The 12,575-nt window shown below is 65.3% G+C and carries 15 protein-coding genes, 2 tRNA genes and 1 riboswitch; of the genes, 13 read left to right on the forward strand and 4 right to left on the reverse strand.

Annotated features, from left to right (window positions below; genetic code table 11):
* Nucleotides 1-22 precede the first annotated feature (22 nt).
* From gyrA to IW252_RS07440, 5 genes are all read left to right on the forward strand, one after another.
* A complete protein-coding gene (gyrA, locus tag IW252_RS07425) occupies nt 23-2,698 on the forward strand; it encodes a DNA gyrase subunit A (RefSeq protein WP_408065765.1) in 2,676 nt (891 codons plus the stop codon).
* The gene (locus IW252_RS07430; RefSeq protein WP_196835977.1) at nt 2,695-3,336 is read left to right on the forward strand and encodes a DUF3566 domain-containing protein; all 642 of its coding nucleotides are present in this window, start codon (nt 2,695-2,697) and stop codon (nt 3,334-3,336) included. Before gyrA ends, IW252_RS07430 begins: the two co-directional genes overlap by 4 nt.
* Nucleotides 3,337-3,454: 118 nt before the next feature.
* Nucleotides 3,455-3,528 (forward strand) — tRNA-Ile (locus IW252_RS07435).
* 26 nt (nt 3,529-3,554) lie between these two features.
* Entirely contained in the window at nt 3,555-3,671 is a 117-nt protein-coding gene (locus IW252_RS13535) for a DLW-39 family protein (RefSeq protein ID WP_231365944.1), read from the forward strand.
* A gap of 7 nt (nt 3,672-3,678) precedes the next feature.
* Nucleotides 3,679-3,751 (forward strand) — tRNA-Ala (locus IW252_RS07440).
* Nucleotides 3,752-3,897: 146 nt separating this feature from the next.
* Here IW252_RS07440 and IW252_RS07445 read toward each other — a convergent pair.
* Nucleotides 3,898-4,656: a hypothetical protein gene (locus IW252_RS07445; protein WP_196835978.1), complete on the reverse strand. Its 759-nt coding sequence runs from the start codon at nt 4,654-4,656 to the stop codon at nt 3,898-3,900.
* Between the two features lie 174 nt (nt 4,657-4,830).
* On the opposite strand from IW252_RS07445, the gene IW252_RS07450 reads away from it, so the two are divergent.
* The 3 genes from IW252_RS07450 (at nt 4,831) to IW252_RS07460 (ending at nt 8,091) form a co-directional block, all read left to right on the forward strand.
* A complete protein-coding gene (locus IW252_RS07450) occupies nt 4,831-5,376 on the forward strand; it encodes a peptidylprolyl isomerase (RefSeq protein WP_196835979.1) in 546 nt (181 codons plus the stop codon).
* A 96-nt stretch (nt 5,377-5,472) separates the two neighbouring features.
* Nucleotides 5,473-6,408, forward strand: coding sequence for a rhomboid family intramembrane serine protease (locus tag IW252_RS07455; protein WP_196835980.1), 936 nt, complete (start codon nt 5,473-5,475; stop codon nt 6,406-6,408).
* Between the two features lie 666 nt (nt 6,409-7,074).
* Complete coding sequence (locus tag IW252_RS07460) at nt 7,075-8,091, forward strand: GNAT family N-acetyltransferase (RefSeq protein WP_196835981.1); 1,017 nt, start codon at nt 7,075-7,077, stop codon at nt 8,089-8,091.
* On the opposite strand, the gene IW252_RS07465 is transcribed toward IW252_RS07460, so the two are convergent.
* Nucleotides 8,078-8,677: a LysE/ArgO family amino acid transporter gene (locus IW252_RS07465; RefSeq protein WP_196837175.1), complete on the reverse strand. Its 600-nt coding sequence runs from the start codon at nt 8,675-8,677 to the stop codon at nt 8,078-8,080. The two genes, IW252_RS07460 and IW252_RS07465, sit on opposite strands and share 14 nt — an antisense overlap.
* A gap of 106 nt (nt 8,678-8,783) precedes the next feature.
* Between IW252_RS07465 and IW252_RS07470 the strand changes: the two genes are divergently transcribed.
* On the forward strand, nt 8,784-9,722 hold the full coding sequence (locus IW252_RS07470; protein WP_196835982.1) for an ArgP/LysG family DNA-binding transcriptional regulator: 939 nt from the start codon (nt 8,784-8,786) through the stop codon (nt 9,720-9,722).
* On the opposite strand, the gene IW252_RS07475 is transcribed toward IW252_RS07470, so the two are convergent.
* On the reverse strand, nt 9,719-10,222 hold the full coding sequence (locus tag IW252_RS07475) for a DUF3817 domain-containing protein (protein ID WP_231365946.1): 504 nt from the start codon (nt 10,220-10,222) through the stop codon (nt 9,719-9,721). The genes IW252_RS07470 and IW252_RS07475 overlap by 4 nt on opposite strands.
* 24 nt (nt 10,223-10,246) lie before the next feature.
* Nucleotides 10,247-10,312, forward strand: a riboswitch (guanidine-III (ykkC-III) riboswitch).
* Nucleotides 10,313-10,323: 11 nt separating this feature from the next.
* Here IW252_RS07475 and IW252_RS07480 point away from each other — a divergent pair.
* Nucleotides 10,324-10,641 carry a DMT family transporter gene (locus tag IW252_RS07480; RefSeq protein WP_196835983.1) on the forward strand — a complete coding sequence of 106 codons (318 nt, stop codon included), beginning with the start codon at nt 10,324-10,326 and terminating at the stop codon, nt 10,639-10,641.
* Here IW252_RS07480 and IW252_RS07485 read toward each other — a convergent pair.
* Entirely contained in the window at nt 10,638-10,886 is a 249-nt protein-coding gene (locus tag IW252_RS07485; RefSeq protein WP_196835984.1) for a cell division protein CrgA, read from the reverse strand. The two genes, IW252_RS07480 and IW252_RS07485, sit on opposite strands and share 4 nt — an antisense overlap.
* Before the next feature lie 90 nt (nt 10,887-10,976).
* Between IW252_RS07485 and IW252_RS07490 the strand changes: the two genes are divergently transcribed.
* Genes IW252_RS07490 through IW252_RS07500 form a run of 3 tightly spaced genes read left to right on the forward strand, consistent with a single transcriptional unit; the run spans nt 10,977 to nt 12,571 of the window.
* Nucleotides 10,977-11,732: a class E sortase gene (locus IW252_RS07490; protein ID WP_196835985.1), complete on the forward strand. Its 756-nt coding sequence runs from the start codon at nt 10,977-10,979 to the stop codon at nt 11,730-11,732.
* A 9-nt stretch (nt 11,733-11,741) separates the two neighbouring features.
* Nucleotides 11,742-11,912, forward strand: coding sequence for a hypothetical protein (locus tag IW252_RS07495; RefSeq protein ID WP_196835986.1), 171 nt, complete (start codon nt 11,742-11,744; stop codon nt 11,910-11,912).
* Nucleotides 11,909-12,571 (forward strand): anthranilate synthase component II, encoded by a 663-nt coding sequence (locus IW252_RS07500; protein WP_196835987.1) that lies wholly within the window; start codon nt 11,909-11,911, stop codon nt 12,569-12,571. The genes IW252_RS07495 and IW252_RS07500 overlap by 4 nt, the downstream gene beginning before the upstream one ends.
* The last annotated feature ends 4 nt before the right edge of the window (nt 12,572-12,575 follow it).

Here is a 12,575-nt window from a genome sequence, read left to right on the forward strand (position 1 = left end):
ACTTAGTTAGAGGAAGAACTCGATGAGCGACGAGACCCCAGAGAACCAGCCCGGCACCGCGGGCGAGAGCGCCGCGGAGGACGCGGCGGAGCAGCCCATGCAGGCGCCAGCCCCGGTGACCACGGAGGAGCTGGACCGGATTGAGCCGGTGGATCTGCAGACGGAAATGCAGCGGTCCTACTTGGACTACGCCATGGCCGTCATCGTTGGCCGTGCGCTACCGGACGTGCGTGACGGCCTCAAGCCGGTGCACCGCCGGGTGCTGTACGCCATGTACGACGGCGGATATCGCCCGGAGCGGGCCTACAACAAGTGTGCCCGCGTGGTGGGCGAGGTCATGGGCCAGTACCACCCGCACGGTGACTCGGCGATCTACGATGCGCTGGTTCGCCTCATCCAGGACTGGGTCATGCGCTACCCGCTGGCTCTGGGGCAGGGGAACTTCGGCTCCCCCGGCAACGACGGTGCGGCCGCCCAGCGTTATACCGAGACCAAGATGGCCCCGTTGGCCATGGAGATGGTCCGTGATATCGACGAAGAGACCGTCGATATGCAGGACAACTACGACGGCAAGAATCAGGAACCGACGATCCTGCCGGCTCGCTTCCCGAACCTGCTGGTCAACGGTTCCTCCGGCATCGCCGTGGGTATGGCCACCAACATCCCGCCGCACAACTTGCGCGAGGTGGCGGACGGCGTTCAGTGGTACCTGCAGAACCCTGAGGCCCCCAAGGAGGAACTCCTCGAGGAACTCATTAAGCGTGTGAAGGGACCCGACTTCCCCACCGGCGCGACCATCCTGGGACACCGGGGCATCGAGGACGCCTACCGCACTGGCCGCGGGTCGATCACGATGCGCGCCGTGGTTAACGTCGAGGAGATTCAGGGACGCACGTGCCTGGTCATCACCGAGTTGCCCTATCAGGCCAACCCGGACAACTTGGCGATCAAGATTGCCGACCTCGTCAAGGACGGCAAGATCCAGGGCATTGCTGACATGCGGGACGAGACCTCTGGCCGGACCGGCCAGCGCCTCGTGATCGTGCTCAAGCGCGACGCCGTCGCCAAGGTGGTGCTGAACAATCTCTATAAGCACACCGACCTCCAGACCAACTTCTCGGCGAATATGCTGGCGATCGTCGATGGCGTCCCGCGGACGCTCTCCCTCGACGCGTTCATCCGGCACTGGGTGGCCCACCAGATCGAGGTCATCGTCCGCCGGACGAAGTACCGGCTGCGCAAGGCCGAGGAGCGCGCGCACATTCTGCGCGGCCTGCTCAAGGCCCTCGACGTCCTCGACGACGTCATTGCCCTGATCCGCCGCTCCCCCACCGTCGAAGACGCGCGGGACGGCCTCAAGGAGCTCCTCAGCATCGATGACCTGCAGGCGCAGGCCATTCTCGAGATGCAGCTGCGCCGCCTGGCTGCGTTGGAACGGCAGAAAATCCAGGACGAGCACGCCGAGCTGGAGACGAAGATCGCGGACTACAACGCGATTCTTGCGGACCCGGTGCGGCAGCGGTCCATCATCTCCGAGGAACTCGGCGAGATCGTTGAGAAGTACGGCGATGAGCGCCGGACCAAGATCCTCATGGGCTTCGACGGTGACATGTCGATGGAGGACCTCATTCCCGAGGAAGAGGTCGTCGTCACGATCACCCGGGGCGGCTACGTCAAGCGCACCCGCATTGATCAGTACCGCTCGCAAAATCGCGGCGGCAAGGGCATCAAGGGCGCCGCGCTGCGCGGGGACGACGTCGTCGAGCACTTCTTCGTGACCACGACCCACAACTGGCTGCTGTTCTTCACCAACCATGGACGCGTCTACCGGGCGAAGGGCTACGAGCTCGCCGAGGCCGGCCGCGACGCCAAGGGGCAGCACGTGGCCAACCTCATGGCCTTCCAGCCGGAGGAAACGATCGCCCAGGTCATGGAGCTCAAGTCCTACGAGCAGGCGCCGTACCTTGTGCTTGCCACGCGGAACGGCTTGGTGAAGAAGACGCGCCTCGCTGACTACGACACGAACCGCTCTAACGGCCTGATCGCGGTGAATCTGCGTGAGGATGACGAGCTGGTTGCTGCTCGCCTCGTCAGCGAGTCGGACGACCTGATGTTGGTGTCCCGCAACGGCCAGTCCTTGCGCTTCACCGCCACCAACGAGGCGCTGCGGCCGATGGGACGCAATACCTCCGGCGTGACGGGCATGAAGTTTAAGGATGAAGACGTCCTGCTCAACGCGGACGTCGTGACCGACGACTCGTACTCGCTGGTGATCACCGACGGCGGTTTTGCCAAGCGCACCAAGATGGACGAATACCGCGTCCAGGGGCGTGGCGGTTATGGCATCAAGGTGGCCAAACTGGCAGAACAGCGCGGTGGACTCGCCGGCGCGCTCGTCGTGGGCGAGGACGACGAAGTGCTCGTGGTGATGGAGTCCGGCAAGGTGGTCCGGTCCCGCGTGGAACAGGTTCCTGCCAAGGGCCGCGACACCATGGGCGTCATCTTCGCGAAGCCGGATAAGAAGGACCGCATCATCGCCGTGGCTCGGAATTCTGAGCGGGGGCTCTCAGCTGACGCTGATGAGGATGCAGTACCGTTGGACTCTGAGACTGAAAACGACACGGATGTTCCCGTGTCCGACGCCGACGCTCCGGCGGAACCGGGCGAGGCAACTGAGAACGACGGAGGTAATGCGTGAGCACCCCCAATAGCCCGCGTCCTAGCACGCGCCCGGCCAGCCAGTCAGGCAGCTCGGCCGGTCAGGGGCAGCGCCCGGTGACGGGTAACCGCCCCGCGTCCTCGGCTCGGCCGGCCCCCAGTAAGCCCCGCACCGGCTCTAGCTCGGCTCCGTCGCAGAAGTCGGCATCCCAGAAGCCGGCCGGGCAGAAGGCCGCGTCGTCGGCACCGGCCCAAGGCTCGGCTCGCCCCTCGGCGGGACAACAGCAGAAACTCGTGCGCCCGGCGCCGAAGGCGAAGGTGCGCAAGGCCCGGCTGCTGGTGAGCAAGGTGGACCCGTGGTCGGTCCTCAAGCTGTCCTTCCTGTTGTCCGTGGCGCTCGGCATCGTGACGGTGGTGGCCGCCGTCGTACTGTGGACGGTTCTGGACCTGACCGGCGTCTTCGACAGCGTGAATAACCTGTTGCAGGACATGGCCGGCTCCGGCAGTGGGTTCAACTTGGCGGAAATCGCCTCGCTGGGTCAGGTGGCGGCTTTTGCCACCATCGTCGCGGTCGTGAACGTCGTGCTCATCACCGCGCTGTCCACGCTGGCTGGCGTGCTGTACAACATTTCCTCGTCGCTGGTCGGCGGGATCGGCGTCACGCTGACGGACGATTAGCGCTAACGCCGCCGGGTCGGGAGGGCCCGGACGTGGTATTGGGCACGTTCGGGCCGCCCCGATTTGTTCGGTGGCGAAAGGTTGTTGTAGAGTCTTATCTCGGTCCATGAGGCCAAGGGGGCGTATAGCTCAGGCGGTTAGAGCGCTTCGCTGATAACGAAGAGGTCCCAGGTTCAAGTCCTGGTACGCCCACGGAATCCCCTACATCAGGAGGAACAATGCGGAAACTGCTCGCAGTCGCCGCCGCCGTTCTCTCCATCGTGGCTTACAAGAAGTGGCGGGAAACCGAACAAGAAAAGGCAGTCTGGCAGCAAGCCACTGATCGAGTAGACTGACCCATACGGGGGCATGGCGCAATTGGTAGCGCATCTGCTTTGCAAGCAGAGGGTTAGGGGTTCGAGTCCCCTTGCCTCCACCGTAATGAAAAGCCCCGGGAGTTTCCCGGGGCTTTTCGTGTTTTCCGATCCAGCTGCGGCCGCTCCTTGAATCGCGGTCCATTAAAACGACGGCGCCCGGTCACCGCATGAGGTGACCGGGCGCCGTCGATTCGCGCTGAGGGACTTACTCGCCCTTCACCGCGGCGGCGGCTTCCTCAGTGGTCGCCTCGGTGTCGTTCTTCTCGGCCGACACCGGTGCAGGTTCCACCGGGGTCGGCGTCTTCCACGGATCCTCGACTGGCTTGGAGGCCTTCCACGCGGCCACTCCAGCGGCAACGGCCGCAGCGACGACGGCGAACACGAGCAGGCCCTTTTTGCCGCCCTTCTTGTTGGCCTTCTCCGCCTTCTTCAGCTCCTTGGCGGCCTGCTTGGTGGCCTCGGCGGCTGCCTTCTGAGCCTTCTTGAGGGCCTTCTTGTTCTTCTTGGAGACCTTGACGACCGGGGCAACGGCCTCGGGGATGCGCAGATCCTCGAGACGGTGCGCGGTGTAGTCCGCGGCCTCACCAAGCTTGGCGCTGGCGGTCGGCAGATACTCGTTGACGACGCGATCCCGTGCGGAATGCAGTGCCGGGGTGGTGCGGTCCAAGGTGGCCTGGATCTTCGGCGACGCGTCGTCGACGAATTTCGAGAACTTGGGGCCGAACTTGGCGATCTCTTCCTGCAGCTTCGGCGTGTACTTCGCGACGCCATCAGATACTTCGGTGGCGGCGCGCTGGAGGCCGGCCTGAACCTTCGGGGACACGACCTCGATTCCCTTTTCGACGCGCGGCGCGGCCCATTCCTTGGCCGCGTCCACCCGGGGGCCCGCCCAATCACGAGCCTGATCGACCGATGCGCTGACCGAATCGCCCAGCTCGCGCGCTACACGTTCTGACTTCTTCACAGGTGTCCTCCCGTAGATATCTAGCCTCTCCCGGCCCAGCCTACGCTGTCGGGGTGGGCCAGAGAACGATTTCTCAGCGTTCTCACGTGTAATTCTGGGGATTTTTCACTGTGCGCGTAGGACAGGAGGGGATTATTCGGCCCGCTGGGCCCTGCTCCATGGAAGAATGAAGCTATGACTGCTATTCCCACGCATAAGGCGACCATCCACACGAGCCTCGGCGACATCGAGGTCAACCTGTTCGGGAACCATGCGCCGAAGACCGTGCAGAACTTCGTCGGCTTGGCCACGGGTGAGATCGAGTGGACTCACCCGGAATCCGGCGAGAAGAAGACCGGCACCCCGTTGTACAACGGCACCATTTTCCACCGCATCATCTCCGACTTCATGATCCAGGGCGGCGACCCGCTCGGCATGGGCGTCGGCGGCCCGGGCTACCAGTTCGACGATGAGATCAGCCCGGACCTGAACTTCAACGAGCCCTACAAGCTGGCTATGGCCAACGCTGGCATCCAGATGGGCCGCGGCACCAACGGCTCCCAGTTCTTCATCACCTCGGTGCCGACCACGTGGCTGCAGGGCAAGCACACCATCTTCGGCGATGTGACGGATGAGTCCTCCCGCGCCGTCGTCGATCAGCTCAACAAGGTGGCCACCGATGGGCGCGACAAGCCCAAGGAAGACGTGGTGATTTCCAGCATCGACGTCGTCGAGCTCTAAGAACCCGTTGTTGGGCCCGCCGCGGCCCACCATCAGCTGGTGAGCCGGCCCTGCCCCTTGTGCGGCAGGGCCGCTCGTCGTTAAAGAGGAGAGAGAATGGCCTACGGTTCCGTCCCCGATCAGCAGGTCCCGGTGTGTCCCCGGCACCCTGAGCGTCCCAGCTACGTCCGGTGCCAACGGTGTGGTCAGCCCACGTGCGGCGAATGTCAGCGCCCAGCCGCCGTCGGTGTGCAGTGCGTGGCCTGCGTGCAGCAGGCCGCCAAGAGCGCGCCGCAGGTGCGCACCGCCCTGGGCGGGAAAGCTCGCGGCGAGAAGCCGGTGGTCACCTACGCCATCATCGGGCTCTGCGCGGTGGTTTTTGGTGCCCAGTACGTGGTGCCAGGCCTGACAGAGCGCCTGCTCTTCGCGGGGGTGTACACGTCCCCGCAGATTGCCGGCTTGTTCCCGGACATCGGCCTCGAGCCGTGGCGCATGGTGACCAGCACGTTCCTGCATTCGCAGGGTTTCATCATGCACATCGCCTTCAACATGTATGCGCTGTTCATCATCGGGCGGGTCTTGGAGCCCGCACTGGGGCGACTACGTTTTGCCGCCGTGTACTTAATCTCCGGGTTCGGTGGTTCCGTGGCCGTGCTGCTGCTGGATTACCCCATGCAGGGTGTCGTGGGCGCCTCCGGCGCCGTGTTTGGCCTCTTCGGCGCGTTGTTGGTGATCACGCGGGCGCGGGGTGGAAACTTCATGCCCATCCTCATCTTGATCGGCATCAACCTCGTGATTGGCTTCATTCCGGGCTTCAACGTCTCCTGGCAGGCTCACCTTGGTGGCGTCCTGACCGGCGCCGCCTTGGCGGCTGTCATGGTGTATGCGCCGCGGATGGTGGAGCAGAACCAAGTGCACGACGCCGGCTCGGCCCGTCAGCGTCACGCCCGGCGATCCGCTGCACAGGCCGTGGGCACGCTCGTGGTGGTGGCTGTCTTGGTCGCCTTGACCATGTGGGGAGCGTCAACGGTTCCGGCACGCCTGCTCTCGTGAGTCAGCAGCCGGTGTGAACCGGCGTGAGGCGACGCCGTGGTTTCCACAGCGCTTGTCCACACTGTTAATAACTTACAACCGTGTGATTCGGTCACTCTCTTTCACACTTCACATCCCGCCGATCGGCATCCTGATGCGGATCGGCGGGATTTTTGTTGGTCTGCCAGTCGCATATTCACACACCTATCCCCAACTGTGGATAACTCTCCGTGCACAGGTGGGGAGAGGTGTGGAGGGAGATTCGAACATGTGGAAGCCCGTGGATAACCACAGCTATCCACACAGCCTGTGGATAACCCGCGTTTCGGGCTCACATCCCTATGATTGCAAGGATCTTGGCCGGTTGAACCGTCAATATGCTCTTCGGGTGTCACAGGGCACACTGCTCTTTTCCACAGCAGTTCTCCACACTGTCGAAAACTTACAGGGGTGTGATTCGATTTCTCCACATCGCCTGCATCCCCGGAATTCCGGGCAATCGAACACAGTTACCAACAGAGTTCTCCCCAGTTGTGGATAACTCTCGTGCACATTGTGTGTACAGGTCGTCACAGCGACGGCCGCCGGCGCTGTGGAGGAGCGCTGCTCTTGTGCGCGGAAGGGAAGTCGGGTAACTTCACGGATATGATTGGTAAAAGCCAATCAGTGATCTGATGGAAGTAGCTCATGTATTCCTCTCGCCCCTTGGTGTTGGCCGATGTTCCCGCGTGGACCGCGCTGTTCAACCTCGTGAGCCAGCACGACGATTTCGGTGAGGTCACCACCGAGGCGGAAATCGCCGACGGGTTTACCCTGCCGGGGTTCACCGCCGCGGAGGACACCCGCGGCTGGTGGGATGGTGATCAGCTCATCGCAGTCACCGAGGTGTCCGTGCGCCAGCTGCTGGGCGAGGACGCCATTGCTCGTTCCTTCGTCGACGGACTCGTTCACCCCGCCTACCGTGGGCGTGGGCTGGGCACTGACATCATGCGGTGGGGAATCGACCGTGCGCGCGCACTCGCCGCGCAGCGCCACCCGGGCGCTCAGGTGCAGATCGACACGTGGAACATGGTGGAGCAGCAGGAATTTGCCGAGCTCGCGGCCGCCTGGGGGCTCTCCCCCGCCCGCTATTTCAGCGAGATGCGCCTTGCCGTGGCCTCCTGGACGGCACCGGAGCCCACGGCCGAGCAGCGCCGCATCCTCGAGGCCACCGCCAGCTACTCCCCTGAGCTGCTCGAGACCACCTACCGCGCCCATCAGGACGCGTTCCGGGATCATTGGAACTTCACGCCCGGCACCTTGGAGCGCTGGAAGCACTTCATCGATGGCAGCACCTACCAGCCGGTCTTCGCGCGCCTGGCCATGTCGGCCCAGCATCCGGACGATCCGGTGGACGCCTACGTGCATTGCACGCGCAACAGCGAGGAGGAACTCTACGTGGCGCTCGTCGGAACCCGACGCCGCGCCCGCGGGCGTGGGCTCGCCACGGCGCTGCTGACCGACGTCGTGCGCCAGGCCCAGCAGACTCCAGGCATCACGGAAGTCTCCCTCGGTGTCGATGCCGCCAGCCCCACGGGCGCGGACGGGCTCTATGAACGCATCGGTTTCACGGTGGTGCGCCGTTCGGTGGAGTATTCGATGCGCGTCCCCGCGCTTCAGACTCCAGCCGCCACGGGAGCTGCCGGAGGCCTCACAGAGGCCTGATCAGCAGCAGCGTGGCGAGGGTGAACATCATCGCGGCCACCACCGCGTCGAGCACCCGCCAGGCCGCGGGACGGGCAAAGAGTGGTTGAAGCAGCCGCGCCCCGGCGCCGAGCGCGGTAAACCATGCGACGCTGGCGATCATGGCTCCCCCGCCGAAGGCCCACCGGGCGGCGTCCCCATGCTGGGAGGCCTGAGCGGTGGCCACGGAGCCCAAGAGCACGATGGTCTCGAGGTAGACCTGCGGGTTGAGCCACGTCAGCCCCAACACGGTCAGGGCGGCGGCCGTGGCACCGCTGCCGCGCGTGGTGGGTTCCTCCGCCGCGGTGAGGGCGGCGGGGCGCACGGCGCGCTTGAGCGCGAGCGCGCCAAAGACAAGCAGGCAGGCGGCCCCACCGAATCGGGCGATTTGGAGGATCCATTCGGTCCCCGCGATCAAGGTACCGAATCCGGCGACACCGACGGCGATGAGCACCACATCGGAGAGGGCGCAGATGCAGACCACCAGCGCGACGTGCTGGCGCCGGATTCCCTGGCGGAGCACAAAGGCGTTTTGCGCACCGATGGACACGATGAGGGAGAGCCCCATGGCGAGGCCGGAGAGGGCGGAGAGGAGAAGGGTCACCCGAATAACCTAAACAGGGGACAGGCTGTAGTACAGCTAAAGTTCCTACAGGTGCATTAGCCTTGCTTATGTGGACTTTCCCGTCGAACCCCTGCGCGCCTTCGCGGCCGTCATCGACGCCGGCACGTTTGACGCCGCTGCGCGCCGCCTCGGCATCACGCCCTCCGCCGTGAGCCAGCGGATTCGCGCCCTCGAGCGGCAGGCAGGCACCGTCGTCGTCCGCCGTTCTCACCCCGCCGAGCCCACCGAGGCCGGGCACGTGCTGTTACGCCTCGCGCGGCAGGTGGAGCTGGTGGCTCAGGACGCGCAGGCGTCCCTCGCGGCTCTCGGGGAGTCAGGCTCCGGGCACGACGGCGGCCCGGCGGCACCTGCGCGATCCCACCTCACCGTCGTGGTGCCAGCGGACTCGCTGGCTGGGTGGTTTGCCCCCGTGCTGGCGGCCGCGGCCGACGAGGAGTCGCTCACGCTGGAAATCCTGCGGGATGACGAGAACGCCTCCGCCGAGCACCTGCGCGCCGGGCGGGCGATGGGCGCGGTCACCACGCAGGCGGCGCCGGTGCAGGGATGTGCGGTCGTGGAACTCGGCTCGCTCTCCTATGCGGCCGTAGCCAATAGAGACTTTGCCGAGCGGTGGTTTGGCGGCTCCGCGGAGTGCGACCCGGCCGGGTTCGCGCGGGCGCCCGTGATGCACTTCGACCGGACGGACCCGCTCCAGTCCCAGCTGATTGAGCGGCTGACCCCTGGTGCGCGCCCACCAGCGCACTACGTGCCGGATTCTATGCAGTTCGCCGCAGCGATCGGCGCCGGGCTCGGTTGGGGACTGCTACCGCGCTGGCAGGTGGAGCACCTGCGGGCCACGGGCGACGACGTCGTTCCCTTGGGCGGTCACACCGCCGCCGTGAAACTGTATTGGCAGCGTTGGCGGCTGGATTCGCCCGGGTTGACGTGGCTGACGGACACGGTGCGCTACGCAGCGTCCACGTCCCTCGGCTCCGCCCGGCACGGCTAGCCGACGGGCGGGCCGAGGAGCAGCGCCACGACGGTCAGTACCGCGACGGCCACGACGCCCAGGGCCAGAGCCGCCAAGGGGCGGGCCAAGCACCAGGCCTGCAGGCGTTCGACGACGTTGCGCGGGGCCTCGGCGTCCTCACCGGTCAGCCGCCAGCGCGTCGAGAGGCGGCCGGTGCGCCACGCCCACTTCTCAAACGGGAGCGTGGCAAAGGGCACGACGGCGGCGACGAGGGAGAGTGCGCCGGTGCCGAAGCCCCAGCGCTCGTTCACCCAGACGAAGACGCTCGCCAGGCTGTAGGCGATGAAGGCGACGCCGTGCACCAGGCCAAAAATGGACACCAGCACGTCGGTCACGCCGGAGTACTTGAAGATCATGCCGGTGATCAGCAGGGCCCAGGTGATGACCTCGGCGAGGGCCACCGCGGCGTAGAGCCGGTGGGGTGCCCAGCGTGCCTGCTGCGGGGCGGGACGTGGTGATGATTCTCTCTTCATCGTCATGCTCAGTGGTGCTACCTTAGAGGTGGGTGGTCAAGTTCTGCCGACCCCCGGACGAGGGAGCCGTACCCGGAGCGCGACAAGACGGCCGTCGAAAGGAAATCATGGCTTGGGTCATCTTGATTATCTCTGGGGTTTTTGAAGCGATTTGGGCCGTGGCCCTTGGCAAGTCTGAAGGCTTCACCAAACTGGTGCCGTCCCTCGTCTTCGTGGGCGGACTGATCATTTCCATGATCGGCCTCGCGTGGGCCATGCGTGACATCCCGACCGGCACGGCCTACGCCGTGTGGGTGGGCATCGGTGCCTCCCTCGCGGTGACGTACGGCATGGTGTTCGGCGCCGAGTCGATCAGCTGGATGAAGGTTCTCCTGCTCACCGGACTCCTTGGCTGCATTGTGGGCCTGAAGCTCGTCGAGAGCTAATGCCACCGGGTGGTCATGAAGAATCCGACCATCGCGATGCCAAAACCGATGACGATGTTCCACCCGCCGATATTCATGATCGGGAACATCGCCTGGGTGATGTAGTAGGTCACCACCCAGAGCAAGCCGAGGATCATGGTGCCAAACATGATGATCTTGTACCAGAGCGGCAACGGCTTGCGCTCGGTCGACGCCGCCGGATCCACTTGGCGGCGAGCTTGGCGGCGCGTCTTCGATTCGGGCACGGCAACTCCTGCACTCGGGTTCGCTACTTGGATAGTCTGAGGACACCATACTAGCGAACCAACCGGTTCACTCAGGCCCTAGGAGACGCCATGGCAGCTCGGTCAGCACGCGCCGCCGTCGGGGTGATCGGCGAGTTGCTCATCACCGCGGGAGTCTTGGTGTTGCTGTTCGTCGCGTGGGAGCTCTGGTGGACCAACATTGAAGCGGATGCCCGGCAAGACGACGCGGCCTCCAACCTCATCCAAGAGTTCGCTGCCCCAGACGTCGGCGCACCGGGGGAGGGCCCCGAGCGTTCGACGGCGGATCAGGCCGAGCAAGACCGCGCGGACTACGGTGAGCCTCCGATTGCCTCCGTGGACAGCACGACCTTTGCCCTGCTCTACGTCCCGCGCTTTGGCGAGGACTACGTCCGCCCGGTGAGCTCCGGCGTCGGACTGGAGGTGCTCAATACCGTGGGGATCGGGCACTACCCCCAAACCCAACGTCCGGGGGAGGCGGGCAACTTTGCCCTCGCCGGGCACCGGCAAACGCACGGCCAGGTGTTCTACTCGATTGACCGGCTCACCGACGGGGACCGGCTCTATGTGCAGACCGCCGAAGGGTTCTACCAGTATCGGTATCGCTCCACGGAGATCGTCACCCCTGCCACGGGGGAGGTCCTGGCCCCGGTGCCGCACCAGCCCGGGGTGCAACCGACCGAGTCCCTCCTGACGCTCACCAGCTGCCATCCGCTCTACACCACGCGCGAACGAATCATCGCCTACGCCGTGTTGGAGTCCTTCCGGCCGCTCGAGGCCGGACCACAAGACGCCATTCGCGCTGCCTACCGCTCCGTGGCTCAGTAAGGGGAGACCATGTATGCCTGGATTTTTCGGCACCTGCCCGGACCGCTGTGGGTCCGGCTCGTCATTTCCCTCCTCGCCCTCGCGGGGATCATACTGTTGCTGATGATGTTCGTGTTCCCGTGGGTCAGCGATCAGCTGGGTCTCTGGACGGAATCGACGATTGGTTTGGTGACGCGATGACCGCCCGCATCCTGGTGATCGACAATTACGACTCGTTTGTGTACACGCTGGTGGGCTACCTGCAGGAGCTGGGGGCGGAGACCACGGTGGTACGCAACGACGACGTCACGCTCGCCGAAGCGATCGAACTCGCCGAGGCGCGGGACGGCGTCTTGGTGTCACCGGGCCCGGGCGATCCGGCCGGGGCCGGCGTGTGCCTCGAGCTGATCCGGTGGTGCGGAGAGTCGTCCAAGCCGATGCTGGGCGTCTGCCTCGGGGAGCAGGCCCTCGCCGAGGCGTACGGCGGGACGGTCACGCACGCCGAGGAATTGATGCACGGCAAGACGTCCCTGGTCGAGCACGATGGCACCGGCGTCTTCGCTGGCCTGTCGAGCCCCGTGACGGCGACGCGGTATCACTCGCTGGCCGCCGTGCGGCACACGATCCCGGACGCGCTGCGCGTGAACGCGTGGACGGCACCCAACCACTTAGCGCCCGAGGGCACGATCATGGGCTTGAGCCACCGCACGGCGCCGCTGTGGGGCGTTCAGTTCCACCCGGAGTCCGTGCTCACGGAGGGCGGCTATCAGATGCTGGGCAACTGGCTCGAGTTCGTGGGCGTGCCCGGTGCGGCCCGGGCGGCCGCGCAGCTCAGCCCGCTGATCAGCTCGGAGGCCTGACCGC

It is taken from the genome of Zhihengliuella flava, from assembly GCF_015751895.1.
Lineage (GTDB): Bacteria > Actinomycetota > Actinomycetes > Actinomycetales > Micrococcaceae > Zhihengliuella > Zhihengliuella flava.